Raw genomic sequence first — 23,749 nt, forward strand, 5'->3', positions numbered from 1 at the left:
CGACTGGCGCGCGGGCTGGTCCTGCGCGCCACTTTTCGCCCGCTGTCCTTCCCCTCAACGCGCCCCTTCCCGGAGGCCCTGCATGTCTATGCTCTGGTCGTTCCTTGACAAGTTCGAAAGCCACCTCTGCCGAGTTCTTCTGGCGGTGTTCGTGACGCTTCTGTTCGTGCAGATCGTCGCCCGCCAGATCTTCGGCTTCTCGATCACCTGGATCGAGGAACTGTCGGTCATCCTGTTTGTCTGGTTCGCCTATTTCGGCGCCTCCTATGCCGCCCGCATGGCCGCGCATAACCGCGTCTCGTTTCACCTGAACATGATGCCGCGCACCCGCGCCCGGATCATCGAGGCGATCGGCGATGCCTTCTGGATCGCCTTCAATGTCGTCTTCATCTGGCAGTCGATCGCCTTCATCAGCCGGCTGAAGCCCTTCGTGAAGGCCCAGACCCTTGGTTGGGAAATGCGCTATGTCTACCTCGCGCTGCCCATCGCCTTCACCCTGATGACGCTGCGCATCCTGCAGGTGAACTATCTGAAACTGGTCCGCGGCATCGACCCGGCCGATCCCGACAAGGTGACTGTCGAGGCCGTTCTGGAACTGGCCGAGGACGAACAGCGCGCCTTCGACCGGAGGAACCACTGATGGACAACCTGCTGATCGAAATTCTCTTCGGGTCGTTCTTCCTGCTGATGGTCCTGGGCGCGCCGATCACCGTGGCGCTGGGGGTCTCGGCGCTGGCTGCGATGCTCTATCTCGGTGACAACCCGATCAAGATGGTGCAGATGGCCTGGTCCTCGGTGGGGTCCTTCCCGCTGATGGCGCTGCCCTCCTTCATCCTCGCCGGGGCGCTGATGGAGGCCGCGGGCCTGTCGCGCCGGCTGATCGCGGTGGCCGAAAGCCTGGCCGGTCCGTTCACCGGCGGTCTTTCTGCCGCGACCGTCATCGCCTGCCTGTTCTTCGGGGCCATCTCGGGTTCGGGCCCCGCCACCACCGCCGCCGTCGGCATGCTGATGATCCCGGCCATGGTGCGCCAGGGCTATGGCGGCGGCTATGCAGCTGCGGTCACGGCCTCGGCCGGCGGGCTTGGCATCATCATCCCGCCCTCGATCCCGATGGTCATCTACGGCATCTCGGCCATGGGCCTGCAGCCCGACCCGGCCGCAATCGAGGCCCATGGGCAATTCCAGTCGGTCTCGATCTCGAAACTGTTCATCGCCGGCTTCCTGCCCGGCGTGGTGATGGCGGGCGGCCTGCTGATCATGAACTACATCCGCTGCCGGATGCGCGGTTTCCATGGCTCGGCCGAGCCGCTGTCGCTGCGCAAGGTGGCCTGCGCCTGCTACAAGGGCTTCTGGGCGCTGATGGCCCCGGTGGTGATCCTGGGCGGCATTTATTCCGGCTTCTTCACCCCGACCGAGGCCGCCATCGTCGCCATCTTCTACACCCTCTTCGTCGGCGTGGTGATCTATCGCGAACTGGATCTGACCGAAGTGGTCAAGTCGCTGGACACCACCACCTGGCTTGCCGGCCGCGTGCTGCTGGTCCTTTTCGCCGCCACCATCTTCGGCCGGGTTCTGGTCGAGAACAACATCCCCGGGGTCATCGCCGGCGGCATCCTGTCGCTGACCGACAACCTCTACATCATCTGGGCCATGGTCATCGGCCTCTTGCTGATCGTCGGCATGTTCATGGAGACGCTGGCCGCCATCATGATCCTCGTGCCGGTGATGCTGCCGGTGGCCTACATGATGGGCATCGACCCGATCCACTTCGGCATCGTGATGATCTGCACGCTGTCGGTGGGCTTCCAGACCCCGCCACTGGGCGAGAACCTGTTCATTGCATCGGGCATCTCGGGCATCTCGATCGAGCGGATCAGCCTGCGCGCCCTGCCCTTCGCCGCCGCCTCGGTCACAGCCATCTTCCTCATCGCCTGCTTCCCCGACATCGCCCTCTGGCTGCCGCGGATGCTGGGCTATTAATCGAAAGGACCTTTTCCCATGACCACCACCACCACGCGCCGCGCCCTGACCGCCGCCGATCTGAAGGCCACCTTCGACGCCTTCAACCGCCACGACATCGACGGCGTGATGACCCATTTCGCCGATGATTGCGTCTTCTTCACCGTCGCCGGCGAGCATGAATACGGCAACCGGATCGAGGGGAAACCCGCCATCGCCAAGGCCTTCGAGGGCGTCTGGACGACCATGCCGGACGTGCAATGGGCCGATCACAGCCACTTCCTCAGCGAGGATGGCAGCCGCGGCGTCAGCCAGTGGACCTTCCGCGCCACCAACCCCGATGGCACCCGCACCGAGGTCCAGGGCGTGGACCTGTTCCGCATCAGGGACGGACAGATCGTCGAGAAACAGGCGATCCGCAAGCAGCGTCCTGCCGTTCCTGCCAAGTGAGCCCGCCATGAACGCGATGAACAGACGCCCCGGATCATCCCCCTACGATCCCCTCTATGACCCGATGACCGCGCCGGCTCTGGGGCCACGCAGCGACTATTGCCCGACCTACTGGATCGGCACCGCCGGTCCTTCCCCCGAGGCCGATGGCCCGGTCAGTGGCGACATGGACGTGGACGTGGCGGTGATCGGCTCGGGCTATACCGGCCTCTCGACCGCGATCCACCTGGCCAAGATGCACGGCATCAAGGCCACCGTGCTCGAGGCCAATGGCGTCGCCTTCGGCTGCTCGACCCGCAATGGCGGCCAGGCGCAGATCAGTTCCGGCCGGCTGAAGCGCAGCCAGTGGATCGCCCGCTGGGGCCTCGACGTGGCGCAGGGTCTCCATGCCGAGATCACCGAGGCGTTCGACCTGTTCCGTGGCCTCATCCGCGACCACGCCATCGACTGCGAGCCGCAGGACGGCGGGCATTACTACATCGCCCACAAGGCCTCGGCCATGCCGGCGCTGGACAGCGAAACCCGCCTTCTGAACGACACCTTCGGCTATGGCGCCCGGATGCTGTCCCGCGACGAGCTGCACCAGACCGTCGCCCGCGACATGGAGGCGCATGGCGCCATGTGGGAGCCTGACGGTACCGGCATCCATGCGGCGAAACTGGCCTTCGGCTACCTGCGCATCGCCCGCGAGTTGGGCGCCAAGGTTCATACCGACAGCCCGGTGACGGGGTGGCAGCTGAAGAACGGCATCCACCACCTGCGCACCCCGGGCGGCACGGTCCGCGCCCGCCGCGTGGCGGTGGCCACCGCTGCCTATGCCCCCCGCAGCCTGCATCCGCGGCTCAGGGACCGGCTCATGCCGATCATGTCGAACAGCGTCGTGACCCGCGTGCTGACCCCCGCCGAGCTTGACTCGGTCGGTATCCGGAAGCTCTCGCCGCTGACCGATACGCGCACGCTCCGCCACTACTACAGGCTTCTGCCCGACAACCGCCTACAGATCGGTTCGCGCGCCGCCATCACCGGCCGCGACGCCGCCAACCCGGCGCATCTCGCGGCCCTGCGCGAGGGCATGGCCCGCAAGTTCCCCGCCCTGCGCGGGATCGAGCTGGATTACAGCTGGTGGGGCTGGGTCGATGTCAGCCATGACATGATGCCCCGGATCACCGGCCTGCCCGATCTTCCCGGCGCCTTCTACGCGCTCGGCTATGGCGGCAATGGCGTCATGTATTCCGCCATGGCCGGTCGCCGCATGGCCCAGCTGGTCGCCGGGGAAGCCGTGCCAAACCTGCCGATCTTCAATTCCGAATTGCCGCATGAGGGCTGGAAAACGCCCTTCCGACGGCTCGGCCAATGGGGCCTCTACCACCTCTACCATTATCGCGACGAACGCAAATAAGGAGCGACACCGATGAAAATGACCACTGAAGAAGCCTTCGTCAAAGTCCTGCAGATGCATGGCATCGAACATGCCTTCGGCATCATCGGGTCGGCGATGATGCCCGTCTCGGACCTGTTCCCCAAGGCCGGGATCACCTTCTGGGACTGCGCACACGAGACCAATGCCGGGCTGATGGCCGATGGCTTCACCCGCTCGACCGGCAAGATGTCCATGGCGATCGCGCAGAACGGCCCCGGCGTCACCGGCTTCGTCACCCCGATCAAGACCGCCTACTGGAATCACACGCCGCTGCTGCTGGTGACACCGCAGGCGGCCAACAAGACCATCGGCCAGGGCGGTTTCCAGGAGATGGAGCAGATGCGCCTGTTTGCCGACAGCGTCTGCTACCAGGAAGAAGTGCGCGACGCGAGCCGCATCCCCGAGGTGCTGAACCGCGTCATCATGCAGGCCTGGCGCAACTCGGCCCCGGCGCAGATGAACATTCCGCGCGACATGTGGACGCAAGTCATCGACGTGGACCTGCCGCAGGTCGTGGCCTTCGAACGCCCCTCGGGCGGCGAGGACGCGGTGGCCGAGGCCGCCAGGCTGTTGAGCGAGGCGAAATTCCCGGTGATCCTCTCGGGCGCGGGCGTGGTCCTGTCGGGCGCGATCCCGGATCTGGCGAAACTGGCCGAGCGTCTGGATGCCCCGGTCGCCTCGAACTACCAGCACAATGACAGTTTCCCCGGCTCGCATCCGCTGGCGGTGGGCCCGCTGGGGTATAACGGCTCGAAGGCCGCGATGGAGTTGATCGCCAAGGCCGATGTGGTTCTGGCGCTTGGCACACGGTTGAACCCGTTCTCGACCCTGCCGGGCTATGGCATCGACTACTGGCCGAAAGAGGCCAGGATCATCCAGGTCGATATCAATGCCGACCGGATCGGTCTGACCAAGAAGGTCACAGTGGGCATCCAGGGCGATGCGGCCAAGGTCGCGCGCGGGATTCTGGCGCAGCTTTCGCCGGGTGCCGGCGATGCCGGCCGGGCCGAGCGCAAGGCACTGGTCGCGCAGACCAAATCGCGTTGGGCGCAGGAACTGTCGAGCCTCGACCACGAACAGGACGATCCCGGCACCGAGTGGAATGCCGAGGCCCGCACCCGCGATGCCGGGCTGATGTCGCCGCGTCAGGCCTGGCGCGCGATCATGCAGGCGGTTCCGGCCGAGGCCATCGTCTCCTCGGATATCGGCAACAACTGCGCCATCGGCAACGCCTATCCCAGCTTCGAGAAGGGCCGGAAATACCTCGCGCCGGGCCTCTTCGGTCCCTGCGGCTATGGTTTCCCCTCGATCCTCGGCGCCAAGATCGGCAACCCGGAGACCCCGGTGATCGGCTTTGCCGGTGACGGCGCCTTCGGCATCTCGATGAACGAGATGACCGCCTGTGGCCGCGACGACTGGCCGGCGATCACCATGGTGATCTTCCGCAACTACCAGTGGGGCGCGGAAAAGCGGAACACGACGCTGTGGTATTCGAACAACTTCGTCGGCACCGAACTGGACCGCGACACCTCCTATGCCGGCATTGCCCGGGCCTGCGGCGTCCACGGGGTTCAGGTCAGCTCGACCGAGGAACTGACCCATGCGCTGCACGAGGCGGTTGATCGGCAGATGAAGTCGGGCGAAACCACCTTCATCGAGGTTCTTCTGAACCAGGAGCTGGGCGAGCCCTTCCGCCGCGATGCGATGAAGAAGCCCGTCAGTGTCGCCGGGATCAGCGCCAGCGACATGCGCCCGCAAAAAGGCGCGGCCTGACCAAGCCTCTGCCCGGCGGCGCAGCCGTCGCCGGGCAATGATCCTGCAGGAGAGTTCCATGGCCAGCATCGACATGCGTCTGCCCAAGATCGAGACACTCAAACCCTACTTCCCCGGCTTTGCCATCTCGGTGCTCGTCGCCGTCAGCGCGCAATTCCTGTCCGATCACTACGGCGCCCCGGCGATGCTGCTGGCGCTGCTCTTGGGGCTGGCGCTGAACTTCCTCGCCGAAGAGGGCACCCGCACCGCGCCGGGGATCGGGTTCACCGCCCGCACCGTCCTTCGCCTTGGCGTGGCGCTGCTGGGGGCGCGGATCAGCGTCGAGATGCTGGCCGAGCTTGGTGGCCCGGCCATCGCGCTGGTCATCGCCGGGGTGGTGCTGACCATCGGCTTCGCGCTTCTGGTCACGCGCTTCGTCGGGCGCAGCTGGAGGTTCGCGCTGCTGACCGGCGGCTCGGTGGCGATCTGCGGTGCCTCGGCCGCCATGGCCATCGCCGCCGTCCTGCCCAAGCACGAGAAATCCGAACGCGATCTGGTCTTCACCGTGCTGTCGGTCACAGTCCTCTCGACCGTGGCCATGGTGCTTTACCCGATGATCGCGCAGGTGTTTCACCTCGATGACCGCGACGCCGGGGTGTTCCTCGGCGGTACCATCCATGACGTGGCGCAGGTGGTGGGCGCGGGCTTCTCGATCAGCCCCGAGGCCGGCGAGACCGCTACGCTGGTCAAGCTGATCCGGGTGTCGATGCTGGCACCGGTGGTGCTGTGCTTCTCGCTGGCGATGCGTCAGATGGGGCTGGCCGATCTCAGCCAGGGCAGGAAACCGCCGCTGCTGCCGGGCTTCGTCATCGGCTTTCTGGTGCTGGCGGGGGCCAATTCCTTTGGCCTGATCCCGCAGGTGGTGGCCGATGCCGCCGGTGCGCTCAGCCGTTGGGCGCTGCTCATTGCCATCGCCGCCGTCGGCATCAAGACCTCGCTGGCGCGGATGCTCGAGGTCGGAACCGGCGCGATCCTGCTGCTGGTCGCCGAAACCGTCTTCCTCGGCGGCTTCGTTGTCACCGGCCTGCATTTCCTCGGCTGACGCCGCCGCCCCCAGATTGGTCCCTCCCCCGAAAGGCCCCCAGCCATGAAACCGCTCGATCGCATCTTCGAGACCGCCCGCAGCGCGCCGCGACACATCATCCTGCCCGAGGGCGATGACCCCCGCGTGGCCGAAGCCGCCGCCCGGCTGGTCTCTGAAGGGCTGGCGCAGATCACGCTGATGAACGGCCCCGACCTGCCCGGTGTCACCCCGCTGAGCCCGTCCGAGGCCCCGGATCTGGTGGAATTGTCCGAGCACTGGCACCAGCAGCGCGCCGCCAAGGGCATGACCGCCGAGCGGGCGCTGGCCGAAATGCGCAACCCGATCCGGCAAGCGGCGATGCGGGTGCATCTGGGTCAGGCGGATGGCACGGTCGGCGGCGCGGTGGCCACCACCGCCGATACCGTCCGCGCCGCCCTGCAGGTGATCGGCCGCGCCCCCGATGCGGCGCTGGTCTCAAGCTTTTTCCTGATGCTCTCCTGCGGCCCCTCGGCCCCGATCAAGGGCGGCATGATCTTCGCCGATTGCGGGCTGATCATCGATCCGGATGCGAAAGAACTCGCCGGCATCGCCCGTTCGGCAGCAGCGTCCTGCCAGCAATTGCTGGGCGAAACGCCACGGGTCGCGCTGCTCAGCTTCTCGACGGCGGGATCGGCCGACCACCACAGCCTTGGGAAGATCCGCGAGGCGCTGGCGCTGATCCGCGCCGCCGATCCCGATCTCGAGGTCGATGGCGAGTTGCAGTTCGACGCCGCGCTGGACGATGCCATCCGGGCGAAAAAGGCCCCGGGCAGCCGGCTCTCGGGCCGGCCGAACGTGTTCATCTTCCCCGATCTCGCCTCGGGCAATATCGGCTACAAGATCGCCCAACGCCTCGGCGGCCTGACCGCCATCGGCCCGATCCTGCAGGGCCTCGCCCGCCCCGCCAACGACCTGTCGCGCGGCGCCTCGGTCGATGACATCATCGCCGCCACGGCAGTCACCGCCGCGCAGGTCGCCCCCGCGCCTCAGCGGTTCAGCGTGTCGACCGGGTAGGCGGTGGTGAACTTCATCCGCTCCATGGCGAAATGCGAGGTGACGTTCTTCAGCGGCACCGCATCGGTCAGCCGCTTGTAGAGCCCGTCAAAGGCCGACATGTCCGAGATCGCGACGCGCAGCAGATAGTCCATCTCGCCGGCCATGCGATAAACCTCCATGATCTCGGGGATCGCCGCCACCGCACGCCCGAAAGCCTCGCGCCATTCGGCCGAATGGTCCGCCGCCTCGATGCCGACGAAGACCGTCAGCCCGAAACCCAGCTTGGCCGGATCGGCCAGTGCCACCCGCCCGGTCAGGATGCCGGCGCTTTCCAGCTTCTGGATGCGCTTCCAGCAAGGCGTCTGCGAAAGCCCGGCCTTATCGGCGATCTGCGCGATCGGCAGGGTGGCATCGTTCATCAGCTCGGTGACGATCTTGCGGTCGATCAGGTCGAGGTCCGTCATCGCGGTCGCAGCCTTTCCGGGGCATTTGGTTGCGACGCCGAGGATGCACCAAACTGGATAAATGTCTACCAGATTAATCGTCTATCTTGGGGCGATCTAAGCTCGACTTTGTTTCGACGTGATATTTTGGGAACCGGCCCTGCCCTCTCGTGGACCGTGCGCAACCTCGCTGGAGAAAAATCTTCTCTTTTCACGACCAAAATAGCCGTGAATTTTCCGTTGCAATACTCGACTTACCCTGTCGTTATTACGGTGAATAGAGGCGGAAGTCGGCAGACCTGCCCCGCCCCCAACACCCGGCTGCACGTCTCGCAGTCACCCAAGGAGAAGTTCATGTTCGTCACGACCCCGCTTGCAGGCACGCCTACCGCGCAACAGCCGATTGCCGCAGCCCGCCGGCTGACCTTCCTGTCGGGCCACAGCACCCTGCGCGGCACGCTGTCGGCGCTGGCCCTCGCCCTGATCGGCCTCGGCGCTGCCCCCGCCCCGGTCCATGCCGAGACCCTGCTGAATGTCAGCTATGACCCGACCCGCGAGCTCTACCGCGAGTTCAACGAGGTCTTTGCCAAGTGGTGGACCGATCAGGGCAACGAGGCCCCGACCATCGAGGCCAGCCATGGCGGCTCTGGCGCGCAGGCCCGCGCGGTGATCGACGGGCTCGAGGCGCAGGTCGTGACGCTGGCGCTTGCCTCGGACATCGACAAGATCGCCGAGGCGGGCAAGCTGCCGGCCGATTGGCAGTCGAAGCTGCCGCACAACTCCTCGCCCTATACCTCGACCATCGTGTTTCTGGTGCGTGAGGGCAATCCGAAGGGCCTCAAGGACTGGGGCGATCTGGTCAACGAGGGCGTCGAGGTGATCACCCCCAACCCGAAAACCTCGGGCGGGGCGCGCTGGAACTATCTCGCGGCCTGGGCCTGGGCCGAGAAGAACGGGCAGGACCCGCAGGAGTTCGTGGGCAAACTTTTCAAGAACGTGCCGGTGCTGGACAGCGGCGCCCGCGGCGCGACCACGACCTTCGCGCAGCGCGGCATCGGTGACGTTCTGCTGGCCTGGGAGAACGAGGCCTATCTGGCGCTGAAGGAACTGGGCGAGGATCAGTTCGACATCGTCGTGCCCTCGGTCAGCGTGCTGGCAGAGCCGCCGGTGGCGCTGGTGGAAGGCAACATCAAGAACGACGAGCAGCGCAAGCTGGCCGATGGCTATCTGAACTTCCTCTATTCGCCCGAGGGTCAGGCGCTGGCCTACAAGCATTTCTACCGGGCCTGGGACGATTCGGCCGCCAACCCCGAAGACGTGGCGCGTTTCCCCGAGCTGGAACTGGTCGGCATCGATCATTTCGGCGGCTGGTCCAAGGCGCAGCCCGAGCATTTCGGTGACGGCGGCATCTTCGACCAGATCTATGTGCCGAAGTGAGATCCGGGATGCGCAGCCCCCTCATCCACCGCTCCCCCATGCCCGGCCTTGGCCTCAGCATGGGGATCACCCTGACCATGCTGTCGCTGGTCGTGCTTCTGCCCATCGGCGCCCTTCTGCTGAAGGGCGCCAGCTTCGGCGCCGGCAATATCTGGGAAACGGTGAACCGCGAGCGTATCTGGGCGGCGCTGTTCCTGTCCTTCCGGCTGTCCTTCTTCGCGGCGCTGTTCAATCTGGTCTTCGGCACGCTGCTGGCCTGGGTGCTGGTGCGATACCGCTTTCCCGGTCGCCGCATCCTTGACGCCGCCGTTGACCTGCCCTTTGCCCTGCCGACCGCCGTCGCCGGCATTGCCCTGACGGCGCTTTACGCCCCGAACGGGCCTTTCGGTTCGCTGGCGGCGGCGGTCGGCTGGAAGATCGCCTATACGCAATGGGGCATTTTCATCGCCCTGATCTTCGTCGGCCTGCCCTTCGTCACCCGCACCGTCCAGCCGGTGGTCGAAGAGATCGAGCGCGAGGTGGAAGAAGCCTCGGCCACGCTTGGCGCCAGCCGGTTCCACACGCTGCGCCGGGTGATCCTGCCGATGCTGATGCCCGCCGCCCTGACCGGCTTTGCGCTGTCCTTGGCCCGAGCCGTCGGCGAATATGGCAGCGTCATCTTCATCGCCGGGAACATCCCGCTGAAGACCGAGATCGCGCCGCTGCTGATCGTCATCCAGTTGGAGGAATTCAACTATGACGCCGCCGCCGCCATCGGCATCGCCATGCTGCTGATCAGCTTTGCGATCCTTCTGGTCATCAATCTCATCCAGGTCTGGAGCCGCCGGAGGATTGGCTATGTCTGATGCAACCACGGGCAAGTTCCGTTCTGCCACCGAGGAAGCCCCGCTGGCCCGTTGGGCCCTGATCGGCCTTGCCGTGCTGGGCCTCGGCATCCTGGTCGCTGCGCCGCTGATCGCGGTCTTCGCCGAGGCGCTGGCGCAAGGATGGAAGGCCGCCGTCGCAAGTCTTGGCAATCGCGATGCGCAATCGGCGATCCGGCTGACGCTGATGATCGCCGCCATCGCCGTACCGCTGAACGCGGCCTTCGGCATCGCCGCTGCCTGGTTCATCACCAAGTTCGATTTCCGTGGAAAAGCCTTCCTCATCACCCTGATCGATCTACCCTTTTCGGTCTCTCCGGTGGTCGCTGGCCTCTGCATCGTGCTGATGTTCGGGACCAACAGCCTGGTCGGCGGCTGGCTGGTGGCGCATGGCTATCCGATCGTCTTCGCGCTGCCCGGCATCGTGCTCGCCACGATGTTCATCACCTTTCCCTTCGTCGCGCGCGAGCTGATCCCGGTGATGATCGAACAGGGCCGCGCCGAAGAGGAAGCGGCACTGACCCTTGGTGCCACGGGCTGGCGGACCTTCTGGACCGTCACCCTGCCGAATATCCGGTGGGCACTTCTTTACGGGGTACTTCTGTGTAACGCCCGCGCCATGGGCGAGTTCGGCGCGGTCGCCGTCGTCTCGGGCAAGATCCGCGGCCAGACCGCGACCATGCCGATCACCATCGAGATGCTTTACAACGAATATCTCTCGGTCGCGGCCTTCAGCATGGCCGCCGTGCTGACCCTTCTCGCCCTTGTCACCCTCTTGCTGAAAACCGCGCTGGAGATCCGCCATGCCGATCAGCTTGCCTCAACCCGCCGTCACTAAGGACGCCACCAGGGACGCGATCATGGATATCGAAATCGACGAAATCTCGAAGGCCTTCGGCAGCGCCACCGCGCTGTCCCCGGTCTCGCTGGCGATCCCTTCGGGGGCGCTGGTGGCGCTCTTGGGACCTTCGGGCTCGGGCAAGACCACGCTCTTGCGCATCCTTGGCGGGCTGGAATTTCCGACCTCGGGGCGGGTCCTGTTCAACGGGCAGGATGCCACCGGCCTGACCGTGCAGGACCGCCGCGCGGGCTTCGTGTTCCAGTCCTATGCCCTCTTCCGGCACATGACGGTGTTCGAGAACATCGCCTATGGCCTTAACGCCCGCCCCCGCGCCAGCCGCCCGCCCAAGGCCGAGATCACCCGGCGCGTGACGAAGCTTCTGGACCTGATCCAGCTGCCCGAGATCGGCCACCGCTATCCCAGCCAACTCTCCGGCGGTCAGCGCCAGCGCGTCGCGCTGGCCCGCGCGCTGGCGATCGAACCACGGATGCTGCTACTGGACGAGCCCTTCGGCGCGCTGGATGCGAAGGTCCGGAAGGAGTTGCGGCAGGGGCTGCGCGACATCCATGACGAGACCGGCCTGACCACGGTTTTCGTCACCCACGATCAGGAAGAGGCGATGGAACTGGCCGATCTGGTGGTGGTCATGTCGATGGGCCGGATCGAGCAGATCGGCAAGCCGCAGGACATCCGCGCCCGCCCCGCCTCCGCCTTCGTGCGCGATTTCGTCAGCGCCTGATGGCCGGTCCGGGCCGGTCCGAACGCAGCGGCTGCGCCCTGCCCAAGCGCAGCCGCTGGCCTTTGATGAATTTCTGTTGTTATCCTCTGCGGTAGATCCAACGACCTGTTTAGCCATCACCCCATGCCTGCACTTCGTGACGACATCTCGGACCTGATCGAAACCCTGCGCCCGCTGCTGAGGAAGGCTGCCGAGAAGGATGGCGGCCGCCTGCCGCCCGAGCGCAGCATGGCCGAACTGCTGGACGTGCCGCGCCGCCGGCTGCGGCTGGCGCTGGATGAATTGCAGCATCAGGGCGCGGTCTTCCGCCGCCACGGTCAGGGCACCTTCGTCACCCCGGCTCCCCATCCCGACAAGGACCGTCACCGGCTGCTGGCCGGGCGGGTCAGCCTTGATCAGCTGATGGACGTGCGCCTGCAGCTTGAACCGCGTCTGGCGCAGCTGGCCGCGATCCATGCCGACCGTGACGACCTGGTGCAGCTCGAGGCGCTGATGCGCCGCACCCGCGAGGCGCGCGACCCGGCGGAGTATGACCGCGCCGACGAGGTGTTCCACTATCGCATCGCCGAACTGTCGCAGAACCCGCTGTTCCTGGAAATCTATGACCTCGTGCGGGGGATGCGCCGCGAGGCCGGCTGGCGCGAACGCCGGGTCAAGACCAACGTGCCCGAGATGATCGGCGAACTGGGCGCGCAGCACCAGACGATCTTCGAGGCGATTGCCAGCAACGACCCCGAGGCGGCAGGCGATGCGGTGCGCCGGCACATGATCTTCGTCGCCTCGGCCGTGGCGATCTGACGGGCCTCAGCCGCCGGTGCCGCGAAACTCGGCCAGGATCATGCCGTGCAGGATGCCGGCCCCGATGCCCAGAGGCCGCGCCTTGCGGTGGATCAGCGAACAGCTGTTCACCATCCGGGCGCCATCGACCGTCAGTTCGCGGATATCGCCATTCGCCACCCATGTCCGGGCGAAGGCGATGGGCATCAGTCCCAGGTAACGCGAGGACAGGACCAGGAACATCCGTGCCAGGATGGTCGGCGCGCGCGCGGTGATCGACAGGCCACTGACAAAATCCGAATAGCCCGCCTCCTGCGTCACTTCGGCGGCGACAAAGCCGTGTCCACGCAGATCATCAGGCGACAGGATCTCGCCGGCGCGGGCAAACAGCGGATGATCCCTGCCGCAGAAGATGCCCATGCGCTCGTCAAAGACCGGGGCGGCGGCCAGCGCATCGCTGTGCCGGCTCAGCGCGGTCAGCCCCAGGTCGGCCGAGCCTTCCAGCACGGCGGCACAGACATGATCGGGCGAGGTGGTGCGAAGGTTCAGCTTCACCCCGGGAAAGCGGTCGCTGATCCGGGCGATGGCGCGGGCCAAGGGATCGCCGAATTCGTAGAGAAAGCTGTCGTCGCAGAAGAACGAGATCTCGTCCTCCAGCTTCCGGGTGGCCGCGCCGATGAAATCGTTGAAGCGCCCGATCTCGTCCAGAAGCTGCAGGGCGGCGGAGTGGACCATCTGCCCCTGCTCGGTCAGCCGGAAGCCCGAGCGTCCGCGCTCGCAGAGCCGCATTGCCAGCCGTTCCTCCAGCCGCCCCAGCGTCAGGCTGATCGCCGACTTGCCCTTGCCGAGGCGCGCCTGCGCCGCGGTCAGCCCGCCCGCCTCGACGATCTCGACGAATTCGCGCAGGCTGGCGATGTCGGTGTTTGACAGATTGCCCCGAAAGGCCCGGCCAAGCGGCTGCATCTGCGGTTTCCTTGCCCTTTGGTTTGAAAATCGTCAAACTTTGGTCAAGCACAGAGATACCCACCCGCGCAAGCAGGGGCTTTACCGGACTGCGACAGAATGGCACGCCGGAAACAGGTCTATCCCCCGAGACATGCTGAGGATGCTTGAGATGAACGAGATGAACAATTTCGGCGACACCCCCGAAGCCCGTGACATCGCCCACCATTTCCACGGCTACACCAATGCCCGCCGGCATCAGGAAATCGGCCCGATGATCATCGAGCGCGGCGAGGGCGTCCATGTCTTCGACAATGCCGGCAAGCGTTACATCGAGGGCATGTCCGGGCTGTGGAGCGTCGGCGTCGGCTTCAACGAGCCGCGCCTGTTGAAGGCGCTCAGCGATCAGGCGGCGAAGCTGCCCTATTACCACAATTTCGGCCACAAGAGCCACGGCCCCGCGATCGATCTGGCCGATCAGCTGGTCGAGATCGCGCCGGTGCCGATGAGCAAGGTGTTCTTCACCAACTCGGGTTCCGAGGCCAATGACACCGTCTTGAAGATGGTCTGGTATCGCGCCAATGCGCTTGGCAAGCCCGGCAAGCGCAAGGTCATCTCGCGCCATCGCGGCTACCACGGCGTCACCATTGCCGCCGCCAGCCTTACCGGCCTGCCCTATAACCACCGCTCCTTCGATCTGCCGCTGCCGAGCATCTTCCACACCATGGCACCGCATTATTGGAAGGAAGGCCGCGACGGCGAGAGCGAGGAACAGTTCGCCACCCGCTGCGCCGATGAACTCGAGGCGCTGATCCAGCGCGAAGGCGCCGACACCATCGCCGCCTTCTGGGCCGAGCCGGTGATGGGCGCGGGCGGCGTGGTGGTGCCGCCAAAAACCTATTTCGAGAAGATCCAGGCGGTGCTGGCGAAGCACGACATCCTTTTCGTCGCCGACGAGGTCATCTGCGGCTTCGGCCGGACCGGCGAGATGTTCGGCTCGACCACCTATGACATCCGCCCCGACGTGATGGTGCTGTCCAAGCAGATCACCTCGAGCTACGTGCCCTTCTCGGCCATCGTGATGAACGACCGCTTCTTCGATCCCATCGCCGATGAAAGCAACAGCATCGGCACCTTCGGCCATGGCTATACCGGCGGCGGCCATCCCCTTGGCGCGGCGGTGGCGCTGGAGAACCTCGCCGTCATCCGCGAGCGCGGGCTTGTCGAGAATGCCCGCGAGGTCGGTGCGCATCTGCGCGCCCGGCTGGCGACGCTGGCCGACAGCCCGCTGGTGGGCGAGGTGCGCGGCGTCGGGCTGATCGCGGCAATGGAACTGGTGAATGACAAAGCCACGAAATCGGTCACGACGGTCGGCCAACTGGGCGGCATGATGAACGTGGCGATGCAGCGGAACGGGCTGATCTCGCGCAACATGGGCGATACGGTGGCCTTCTGCCCGCCGCTGATCCTCACCAAGGCGCAGGCCGACGAGATCTTCGAGATCACCGCCAAGTCGCTGCGCGAGGTCGAAGCGGCGGTCTGACGCCGCGAACAGGGAAAGGCCGCCGATGCGCGCATTCTACCACCCCGATCAGGCGCTGCATGATCCGCAGCAGTTCATGCGCTTTGGCCGCATCTCCAAGGCGACCGATGTGCCGGCGCGGACCAGCGAGCTCTTGTCGGCGCTGGACCGGCTGGGGGTGGTGGCGGAGGCACCGCAGGATTACGGACGCGCGCCCCTCGAGACGGTCCATGCGCCGCATTACCTGGATTACCTGCAATCCGCCTATGCGCGCTGGACCGAGCTGCCCGATCACGGGCCGGAGGTGCTGCCCAACACCTTCCCCTATTGGAGCGGCGATCCGGCGCGCGCGGCGCGGCCGCCCTGTCCGTCGGATCACCTGCTGGCCCAGACAGGCTATTATCTGGGCGATCTGGCGGTGCCGGTCGGTCCGCAGACCTGGACCTCGGCGCTGCGATCCGCGCATAGCGTCACGGCGGGTGCGGATGCGCTGGTCGGGGGCGAGCGGCTGGCCTATGCGCTCTGCCGTCCGTCCGGGCATCATTGCCGCGCCGACCGGGCCTCGGGCTTCTGCTATCTGAACAATGCGGCGATCGCCGCCGAGCGGCTGCGCGGGCGCTTCGGCAAGGTCGCGGTTCTGGACATCGATGCCCATCACGGCGACGGCACGCAGGAAATCTTCTATCGCCGCAGCGACGTGCTGACCGTCTCGACCCATGTCGATCCCGACCAGTATTACCCCTATTTCACCGGGCGGATGGACGAGACCGGCCATGGTGCGGGCGCGGGCTCCAACCTGAACATTCCGCTGCCGCCCGCCAGTGGCGATGACGCCTTCCTCGCCGCCACGGCGCAGGGCGTCGAGGCTGTCCGGCGCTTTGGCGCGGAGGCGCTGGTCGTCGCGCTTGGCTATGACACCCATGTCGAGGACCCGCTGAGCATGGTCCATGTCACCACCCCCGCCTTCCGCGCGGCGGGCGAGATCATCGGCGGCTTGGACATGCCGATCCTCGTGGTGCAGGAGGGCGGCTACCAGGTTTCGGTCATCGGAGATTGCCTCGAAGGCTTCCTGAACGGGCTGCGCTCGCAGGACTGAAGCGGATCGCGCAAGCGTCATCGCCGCGACCGGAACGACTCGTTGCCGGATCAGAATGTTCTGCTATTGTTCTTATTTGCCCTGTCAGAACCCGCCGCCCATGTCCGCGCCGCTGCCCGCCTCCTTGCCCTTTCCCCTGCTTGCCGGCCGCGTGCACGAAGCCAGCGGGCCGGGTGCAGCCAGCTTTGCCATTCTCGCCTGTGCGCAGGTGCCGGGTCCGCTGCTCTGGATCAGCGAGGACTGGCAGACGGCGCGGCTGGATCCCGCCGGGCTGGCGAGCTTCACCGATCCGGGCCGGCTGCTCTTGGCCGACACGGCGAACCAGACCGACACGCTGGCCATTGCCGAGGAGGCGCTGAAGGATGGCGCGGTCGCGCTGGTCGTGGCCGAGATGACCCGGCCCCTGAACCTGCGCGAGGGGCGGCGGCTGCAACTGGCTGCCAAGACGGGGGGCGCCACCGGGTTGTGCCTGATCCCCGAGGGCATGGGCAGCAATGCGGCCGAGACGCGCTGGCAGTGCAGCCCGGTTTTCGATCCCGGACGCAGCGCCGACTCGACTCTGATGCAATGGGAGATTATCAAGAACAAAAAGGGAACATTAGGGGCCTGGCATGTTCGATGGGACGCAACGGCGCATCGTCTCGATGTGGTTTCCCCGGTTGGCCTCCGACCGGGCGCTGCGGCTTTGCGCGGTTGATGCCCCCTTCGCGCTGACCCTGCGACAGGCCAATACCGAGCGTCTTTATGACCTGAACCGGCAGGCGGAGGCGCAGGGGCTGAGCCGCTTGATGCCCTTTGCCGAGGCCCGCGCCTTCTGTCCGGCGCTGCAGACCCGGCCGGCCGATCCGTCGGGCGATCTGCGCTTTCTGGCCGGGCTTCGTCGATGGGCGCTGCGCTATTGCCCCTGGGTCGGGCTGGAGGGCGAGGACGGGCTGGTGCTGGACATCACCGGCGCGGCGCACCTGTTCGGCGGCGAGGAGCCGCTGCTGAACGACATGCGCGCCCGCTTGCTGCGCGCGGGGCTCGAGACCCGGCTGGGGCTGGCCGACAGCCGCGGCGCGGCCTGGGCGCTGGCGCATTATGGTCCCCGCCATGGGCAAACCATCGCCGCACCCGGCGGCACGGCGGCGGCGCTGGACAGCCTGCCGGTCGCCGCCCTGCGGATCGATCCCGAGACCACCACCGCCCTGCAGCGCCTTGGCCTGCCGACCATCGGCGCGCTGGTCCGCGCATCCCGCGCGCCCCTGGCCCGGCGTTTTGGCCAGGCTCTGCTGACCCGGCTGGATCAGGCCATGGGCCATCGGCCCGAGGCGATCACCCCATGGACCGACCCGCCCCATTTCGCCACCCGCCTGACCCTGCCCGAACCGATCGGGCTGACCGCCGATGTGATGGCGGGGCTCGAGCGGCTGTTGCAGGCGCTGTGTGCCAAGCTGAAGGCGCAGGAGGCCGGGGCGCGGGCGCTGAGCCTGACCCTGCGCCGGGTTGACCAGAACAGCCAGGTCCTGTCCCTGCGGCTGGCGGTGGCGATGCGCGACCCGGCCCGCATCCTGCCGTTGTTTGCCCGCATGGTCGAGGGCGTCGATGCGGGATTCGGCATCGATCAGCTGCGGCTGGCGGCCACGCTGGTCGAACCCCTGCCGCTGCAGCAGATCGGCGACAGCCGGGCGGCCCAGCCCGAGCAGCTGGACAACCTCCTGACCCGCATCGGCACCCGCATCGGGCTGGACCAGATCCGCCGCTTCCAGCCGCTGGACAGCCATATTCCCGAACGCAGCTTCCAATTGGTCCCGGCGACCGAGGCGGCCCCTTGCAGCGACTGGTCCGCGCCGCGCCCGCGCCCCTTGCACCTGTTCCCGCCCGAACCCGTCACCGCCCGTGGCACCACCCCGCCCGAACGCTTCCGCTGGCGGCGTATGAGCCTGACCACGGGCCGCGCCACCGGCCCGGAACGGATCGCGCCGGAATGGTGGGGCGAGGATCAGGACTGGCGTTCGGGCATCCGCGATTACTGGCGGGTCGAGACGAAACAGGGACGGCGGCTGTGGATGTTCCACACCCCGCAGCGCCCCGGCTGGTTCGTGCAGGGGGAGTTTCCGTGACCCCTCCTGATGCACCGCCCGCCGGCCAGCCCGAGCCGGCTTATGCCGAGCTTGGCGTCACCTCGAATTTCACCTTCCTGACCGGCGCCTCGCATCCCGAGGAACTGGTTTTGCGCGCGGCGGAACTGGGGCTGAAAGCCATCGCCATCACCGATCGGAACTCGCTGGCCGGCGTGGTCCGGGCCTGGTCGGCATTGCGCAATCTGCGCGAGAAGATGGGCGAGGCGCTGCGCATCCGCTCGACCACCAGCTATGACCCCAGCGCCCGGCAAGAGATCGGCGCGGCGCGGGATCTGCCGGTTCCGGCCGAGACCAAGCTGCCACGGCTGATCGTCGGCGCGCGGCTGGTGTTGCAGGATGGCCTGCTCGACTGGCTCGCCCTGCCGATGGACCGCCCGGCCTATGCCCGGCTGTCGCGGCTGCTGACGCTTGGCAAGCGCCGGGCCGGCAAGGCCGATTGCCACCTGACGCTGGCCGATCTGGAACAGGGCTGCCAGGGGATGATCCTGATCGCCCTGCCGCCCGCCGATCTGCCCCTTGCCGATCTGGCCGAGGGGCTGGCGCCACTGCAGCGGCTTGGCCGGCGCTATCCCCGCAATGTCTTCCTGGGCGCGGCACCCCGCTATGACGGCTCGGATCAGGACTGGTTCGATGCCTGCGCCCGGCTGGCGCTTGGCGCGGCAACGCCGATGGTGGCGGTCGGCGATGTGCTGATGCACCGCGCCGCCCGCCGCCCGCTGGCCGATGTGCTGACCTGCATGCGCCATCACATCACCATCGACCAGATCGGCACCCGCGCGCTGATGAATGCCGAGCGCCGGCTGAAAACCCCGGCCGAGATGGCGCGGCTCTATCACCGCCACCCGGCCGCGATCCGCCGCACGCTGGAGATCGCTGCCCGCTGCAGCTTTGATCTCGGCGAACTCAGCTATGACTATCCCGACGAGGCGGCCGGGGACGAGCCGCCGCAGGCGCGGCTGGAACGGCTTGTCCACGAGGGGCTCAACCGCCGCAATCCCGGCGGCGTGGTGCCCGAGCGTCACCGGCAACTGGCCGAGAAGGAACTGACGCTGGTGGGCGAGATGGCCTATGCCCCCTATTTCCTGACCGTCCATGACATCGTGACCCATGCCCGGTCGCAGGGCATCCTGTGCCAGGGGCGCGGCTCGGCGGCCAATTCGATCATCTGCTGGGCGCTTGGTATCACCGATGTCAGCCCCGACCTGATCCACATGGTCTTCGAACGCTTCATCTCGCGCCATCGCGGCGAGCCGCCCGATATCGACGTCGATTTCGAGCACGAGCGCCGCGAGGAGGTGATCCAGTGGATCTATCAGAAATACAGCCGCGACCGCGCCGGGCTTTGCGCCACGGTGATCCATTTCCGCTCGCGCGCGGCGATCCGCGAGGTGGGCAAGGTCATGGGCCTGTCGCAGGACGTGACCGCCAGCCTGTCGGGTCTGATCTGGGGCATCTCGAACAGCGGCGCCGATCCCGAACAGATCCGCGCCCTTGGCCTGAACCCCGGCGACCGCCGGCTGGCCCAGACCGTCACCCTGATCCGCGAGATCATCGGCTTTCCCCGCCATCTCAGCCAGCATGTCGGCGGCTTCGTCATCACCCGCGGCCGGCTGGACGAGCTGTGCCCGATCGAGAATGCGGCCATGGCCGACCGCACCTGCATCGAATGGGACAAGGACGACATCGACGCGCTGCACATCCTCAAGGTCGATGTGCTGAGCCTTGGCATGCTGACCTGCATCCGCAAGGCCTTTGGCCTGCTGGGCCAGCACGAGGGGATCGAACACAACCTGGCCAGCGTGCCGCAGGGCGACAAGCCGACCTATGACATGCTGTGCCGGGCCGATGCGGTGGGGGTGTTTCAGGTCGAAAGCCGGGCGCAGATGAACTTCCTGCCGCGGATGCTGCCGCGCGAATTCTATGATCTGGTGATCGAGGTCGCCATCGTCCGCCCCGGCCCGATCCAGGGCGGCATGGTCAAGCCCTATATCCGCCGCCGTCAGGGGCTGGAGGTGGCCGAGCCCTTCGGCCCGGCGCTGGAGGAGATCACCCGCCGCACCTTGGGCGTGCCGCTGTTCCAGGAACAGGCCATGCGCATCGCCGAGGTCGGTGCCGGCTATACCGCAGAGGAGGCCGACAAGCTGCGCCGCTCGCTCGCCTCGTTCCGGCGCATGGGCACCATCGGCGAGCATCGCGACAAGTTCATCACCGGCATGATCGCCAATGGCTACAGCCCCGAGGTGGCGGAACGCTGTTTCGGCCAGATCGAGGGCTTTGCCGATTACGGCTTTCCCGAAAGCCATGCCGCCGCCTTCGCCATGCTGACCTATGTGTCCTCATGGCTGAAATGCCATCACCCGGCGATCTTTGCCTGCGCGCTTCTGAACAGCCAGCCGATGGGCTTCTATGCCCCGGCCCAGATCGTGCGCGACGCGCGCGAGCATGATGTCGAGGTCCGCCCCGCCTGCGTCGATCACAGCCATTGGGACAATATGCTGGAACGCCGCGCCGACGGGCAATTGTCGCTGCGGCTGGGGTTCCGCCAGATCAAGGGTTTTCGCGAAGCCGATGCCGAGCGCATCGTGGCCATGCGCGGCAATGGCTATCCCGACCCGGAAACCCTGTGGCTGAGAACCGGCCTGCAGCCCGCCGCGCTGAAACGACTGGCCGAGGCCGATGCCTTCTCGGGCATGGGTCTCAGCCGGCGCGATGCGCTTTGGGCGGTGCAGGCGATCCGGGCGCCGGCGCCGCTGCCGCTGTTCGCCGATCCGATCGATGGCGAGGGGCTGAGCGAACCGCAGGTGGCGCTGCCCACCATGCATCTGGGCGAGGAGGTGGTCGAGGATTACGTCGCCACCCGCCTGACGCTGCGCGCCCATCCGATGGAACTGCTGCGCGCCTCGATCCCCGGCCTGACGCCCCATGCCGATCTGATGACCGCGACCGGGCGGATCTCGGTCTGCGGCCTCGTCATCACCCGCCAGCGCCCCGGCACCGCCTCGGGCGTGGTCTTCCTGACGCTCGAGGACGAGACCGGGGTGTCGAACATCGTCGTCTGGCGACGGGTCTTCGACCGCCACCGCCGCGAGGTCATGGATGGCCGCCTGCTGCGCATCACCGGCAAGATCGAGCGCAGCGGCATCGTCACCCATCTGATCGCCGAGCGGATCGAGGACCTGTCGCACCGTCTGGCCGATCTGGGCCATCCGCTGGACCACCTGATCGGCATCACCGCGCCCCGCGCCGATGACACGCCGCGCCCGCCGCGTCACCGCCCGCGCGCGCATCACCCCCGGGATCAGGCCAAGAAGCTGTTCCCCAGCCGGGATTTCCACTGACGCCCTACCAGCCGCCCCCACCGCCGCCGCCACCGCCCCCGCCGGACGATCCGCCCGAGGACCGGCTGGAAGAAGAGGAGGAGCCGGAGGAAAAGCCCGAGGATCTGGAACTGCTGACCGGCAGGGACGAGGTGAGGCTGTCGGCAAGCTGGCGCTCGACGCTCGGGACTCCGCCGGAGGAAGCGCCGCCCTCGTAGAGCCGCGACAGCGACCCGATCTCATCCTCCATCCGCACCCGCCCGAGGGTCGAACCGGCCACCGGCGCATCACCGACGGCCAGCCAGTCGCGGAACCGATCCACCCAGAGCTGTTCCTGATCCAGCGCCATGGCGAAGGGCAGGATCCGCTCGAAATGCAGCCGCGACGGGGGCGGCGCATCGGCGAGCCGCAGCCGGTCCTCCTCGGCAATGGCGATGTAGTCCCGCAGACCCGCGATCTCGTCCAGCCGCTTGCGACCGGCGGGCGTAGGGCCGCCAAGGATCGGCAGGAAGACCATGCTCACCAGCACCATCCCGGCCAGCGCCAGCGGCATCAGCAGATCGCCCCCCTGCTTGAAATAGCCAAGGACCACCAGCCCGAGGAAAGGCGACAGCATGAACAGCCCGAAGAACCCGACCGTCCGCGCCGTCTCCCGGCCCTTTCGCCGCGCCACCACCAGCCGCAGCAGCACCGCCGCCAGCAGGGCGAGCAGGCCGAAGGCGATCATCAGCCCATCGAGCCGTGGCGGTAGTTGCAGAGGGATCAGGATCATCAGGACAAGGGTCAGCGAGAGACCGAGAAAGACCGCAAACCCGGCGCGGCGATAGCTGCCAAGCGCCTTGTATTGCGCCCGCAGGCTGTCCCGCACCCCGTCGCGCAGGCTGACGATTTCGCGCCCGTTTTTCCGGTCGAGGCGCAGCACCCCACCGGCGCGGTCCAGAGCCGCGATGACCAGCCGCTGTTCCGGCGGAAGGTCACTCGACAACTCCTGCCCCAGCCGCGCCAGCACCATCGCCTTGCCCTCGCGCGTGACCGAGATGAACCCGCGCGACGCCATCTCGACCAGCGTCAGCGACAGCGCCTCATCGCCCTCGGGGCGCATCTCGCGCCATGTGGCCCGGGTCAGCGCGGCCGAAAGGCCCGCCGGCGGCTCCCATCGCGGGACAGTGATATCGGCGCGCGGATCGCGGCCAAAGCCCCACCAGAGCGCGAGATAGGCAAGGCCCAGCCCCAGCAGCCCGGCCAGCCCCCAGAGCGCCGGACCATGATCGCGCCAGAGCCAGTCGATCCGGCGCGCGCGGTCGGGCGGCGGGATCAGCCCGGCCTGGAACCGCAGCGCGACGGTCAGCCCCTCGCGCGGCTCCAGCGGGCGGGTGGTGCGAAACGTCGCGCTGCGGGCGTCGATCTGCTGCCAGTCCGCGTCCGTTCCCGTCTCACCAAAAGCGCCGGTATAGGCGGCGAGATCGTCGATCCGCGCGCCTTCGGGCAGGCGGACCGTCGCGCTTGCCTGATCGATCGGGAAGAGCCATTCGGTTCCGGTCGCGCTCCAATAGACCTCGTCATGACCCGGAAAGCGGCGCAGCTGGCGGTCGGTGCGATAGGTCAGGCGATAGACATGTTCGCCGGTCGAGATCAGCTGTTTGGGATCGCCCAGATAGATCCGAATCGCGCGCGCGCCCTCGATGATCCGGCTCATCTCGGGCTGCCCATCCCGCTCGGCCGCGATCAGGGTGAACCCCAGCCGCAGATTGCGCAGCCCGTCGCGGGCGACGATGGGGAAATCGCGATAGATCCCGCGGCTGATCTGGTCGCCCTCGGCGCGCAGGCGGATCGTCTCGGTGACGAGGAAATCGCCATCGGGCTGAACCTCGACCAGACTGTCGAAGGACAGGATGCGCTCCTCGGCCAGCGCCGGCTGCGCGGCGATCATGAGCAGCGCCACACACCCC

20 protein-coding genes are annotated in these 23,749 nt (G+C 67.0%); 17 read left to right on the forward strand and 3 right to left on the reverse strand.

Going from position 1 to position 23,749, the window contains the following annotated elements:
• Positions 1 to 82 precede the first annotated feature (82 nt).
• From Q1A36_RS12675 to Q1A36_RS12705, 7 genes are read left to right on the forward strand one after another with little or no spacing between them, the layout of a single operon-like run.
• Complete coding sequence (locus Q1A36_RS12675) at positions 83 to 640, forward strand: TRAP transporter small permease (RefSeq protein ID WP_299844462.1); 558 nt, start codon at positions 83 to 85, stop codon at positions 638 to 640.
• Positions 640 to 1,980, forward strand: coding sequence for a TRAP transporter large permease (locus Q1A36_RS12680; protein ID WP_299844465.1), 1,341 nt, complete (start codon positions 640 to 642; stop codon positions 1,978 to 1,980). Before Q1A36_RS12675 ends, Q1A36_RS12680 begins: the two co-directional genes overlap by 1 nt.
• A gap of 18 nt (positions 1,981 to 1,998) precedes the next feature.
• Positions 1,999 to 2,409, forward strand: a complete 411-nt coding sequence (locus tag Q1A36_RS12685; RefSeq protein ID WP_299844468.1) for a nuclear transport factor 2 family protein — start codon at positions 1,999 to 2,001, stop codon at positions 2,407 to 2,409.
• A 7-nt stretch (positions 2,410 to 2,416) separates the two neighbouring features.
• Positions 2,417 to 3,808: an FAD-dependent oxidoreductase gene (locus tag Q1A36_RS12690; protein ID WP_366141572.1), complete on the forward strand. Its 1,392-nt coding sequence runs from the start codon at positions 2,417 to 2,419 to the stop codon at positions 3,806 to 3,808.
• A gap of 12 nt (positions 3,809 to 3,820) precedes the next feature.
• The gene (xsc, locus tag Q1A36_RS12695; protein ID WP_299844474.1) at positions 3,821 to 5,602 is read left to right on the forward strand and encodes a sulfoacetaldehyde acetyltransferase; all 1,782 of its coding nucleotides are present in this window, start codon (positions 3,821 to 3,823) and stop codon (positions 5,600 to 5,602) included.
• A 58-nt stretch (positions 5,603 to 5,660) separates the two neighbouring features.
• Positions 5,661 to 6,683, forward strand: coding sequence for a putative sulfate exporter family transporter (locus Q1A36_RS12700; protein ID WP_299844477.1), 1,023 nt, complete (start codon positions 5,661 to 5,663; stop codon positions 6,681 to 6,683).
• Between the two features lie 45 nt (positions 6,684 to 6,728).
• Entirely contained in the window at positions 6,729 to 7,718 is a 990-nt protein-coding gene (locus Q1A36_RS12705; RefSeq protein WP_299844479.1) for a phosphate acetyltransferase, read from the forward strand.
• On the opposite strand, the gene Q1A36_RS12710 is transcribed toward Q1A36_RS12705, so the two are convergent.
• Positions 7,691 to 8,164: an Lrp/AsnC family transcriptional regulator gene (locus Q1A36_RS12710; protein WP_299844482.1), complete on the reverse strand. Its 474-nt coding sequence runs from the start codon at positions 8,162 to 8,164 to the stop codon at positions 7,691 to 7,693. The genes Q1A36_RS12705 and Q1A36_RS12710 overlap by 28 nt on opposite strands.
• 333 nt (positions 8,165 to 8,497) lie before the next feature.
• On the opposite strand from Q1A36_RS12710, the gene Q1A36_RS12715 reads away from it, so the two are divergent.
• The 5 genes from Q1A36_RS12715 (at position 8,498) to Q1A36_RS12735 (ending at position 12,821) form a co-directional block, all read left to right on the forward strand.
• Positions 8,498 to 9,580 carry a sulfate ABC transporter substrate-binding protein gene (locus Q1A36_RS12715; RefSeq protein WP_299844485.1) on the forward strand — a complete coding sequence of 361 codons (1,083 nt, stop codon included), beginning with the start codon at positions 8,498 to 8,500 and terminating at the stop codon, positions 9,578 to 9,580.
• Between the two features lie 8 nt (positions 9,581 to 9,588).
• Complete coding sequence (gene cysT / locus Q1A36_RS12720) at positions 9,589 to 10,425, forward strand: sulfate ABC transporter permease subunit CysT (RefSeq protein ID WP_299844488.1); 837 nt, start codon at positions 9,589 to 9,591, stop codon at positions 10,423 to 10,425.
• Positions 10,418 to 11,281: a sulfate ABC transporter permease subunit CysW gene (cysW, locus tag Q1A36_RS12725; protein ID WP_299844491.1), complete on the forward strand. Its 864-nt coding sequence runs from the start codon at positions 10,418 to 10,420 to the stop codon at positions 11,279 to 11,281. Before cysT ends, cysW begins: the two co-directional genes overlap by 8 nt.
• Positions 11,282 to 11,303: 22 nt before the next feature.
• Positions 11,304 to 12,023 carry a sulfate ABC transporter ATP-binding protein gene (gene cysA, locus Q1A36_RS12730; RefSeq protein WP_299844494.1) on the forward strand — a complete coding sequence of 240 codons (720 nt, stop codon included), beginning with the start codon at positions 11,304 to 11,306 and terminating at the stop codon, positions 12,021 to 12,023.
• Between the two features lie 123 nt (positions 12,024 to 12,146).
• On the forward strand, positions 12,147 to 12,821 hold the full coding sequence (locus Q1A36_RS12735; RefSeq protein ID WP_299844497.1) for an FCD domain-containing protein: 675 nt from the start codon (positions 12,147 to 12,149) through the stop codon (positions 12,819 to 12,821).
• Positions 12,822 to 12,827: 6 nt separating this feature from the next.
• Here Q1A36_RS12735 and Q1A36_RS12740 read toward each other — a convergent pair whose 3' ends face one another.
• Entirely contained in the window at positions 12,828 to 13,763 is a 936-nt protein-coding gene (locus Q1A36_RS12740) for a LysR family transcriptional regulator (protein WP_299844500.1), read from the reverse strand.
• 151 nt (positions 13,764 to 13,914) lie between these two features.
• On the opposite strand from Q1A36_RS12740, the gene Q1A36_RS12745 reads away from it, so the two are divergent.
• The 5 genes from Q1A36_RS12745 (at position 13,915) to Q1A36_RS12765 (ending at position 21,821) form a co-directional block, all read left to right on the forward strand.
• Positions 13,915 to 15,285 carry an aspartate aminotransferase family protein gene (locus Q1A36_RS12745; RefSeq protein ID WP_299844503.1) on the forward strand — a complete coding sequence of 457 codons (1,371 nt, stop codon included), beginning with the start codon at positions 13,915 to 13,917 and terminating at the stop codon, positions 15,283 to 15,285.
• Positions 15,286 to 15,310: 25 nt separating this feature from the next.
• Positions 15,311 to 16,360 (forward strand): histone deacetylase family protein, encoded by a 1,050-nt coding sequence (locus tag Q1A36_RS12750; RefSeq protein ID WP_299844506.1) that lies wholly within the window; start codon positions 15,311 to 15,313, stop codon positions 16,358 to 16,360.
• 100 nt (positions 16,361 to 16,460) lie between these two features.
• Positions 16,461 to 17,057 carry a hypothetical protein gene (locus tag Q1A36_RS12755; RefSeq protein ID WP_299844509.1) on the forward strand — a complete coding sequence of 199 codons (597 nt, stop codon included), beginning with the start codon at positions 16,461 to 16,463 and terminating at the stop codon, positions 17,055 to 17,057.
• Positions 16,972 to 18,462: a DNA polymerase Y family protein gene (locus Q1A36_RS12760; RefSeq protein WP_299844511.1), complete on the forward strand. Its 1,491-nt coding sequence runs from the start codon at positions 16,972 to 16,974 to the stop codon at positions 18,460 to 18,462. Before Q1A36_RS12755 ends, Q1A36_RS12760 begins: the two co-directional genes overlap by 86 nt.
• On the forward strand, positions 18,459 to 21,821 hold the full coding sequence (locus tag Q1A36_RS12765; RefSeq protein WP_299844514.1) for an error-prone DNA polymerase: 3,363 nt from the start codon (positions 18,459 to 18,461) through the stop codon (positions 21,819 to 21,821). The genes Q1A36_RS12760 and Q1A36_RS12765 overlap by 4 nt, the downstream gene beginning before the upstream one ends.
• Positions 21,822 to 21,825: 4 nt before the next feature.
• Here Q1A36_RS12765 and Q1A36_RS12770 read toward each other — a convergent pair whose 3' ends face one another.
• Positions 21,826 to 23,730, reverse strand: a complete 1,905-nt coding sequence (locus Q1A36_RS12770) for a DUF2207 domain-containing protein (protein ID WP_299844516.1) — start codon at positions 23,728 to 23,730, stop codon at positions 21,826 to 21,828.
• Positions 23,731 to 23,749: the final 19 nt, after the last annotated feature.

The organism is uncultured Paracoccus sp. (assembly GCF_947487305.1).
GTDB lineage: Bacteria > Pseudomonadota > Alphaproteobacteria > Rhodobacterales > Rhodobacteraceae > Paracoccus.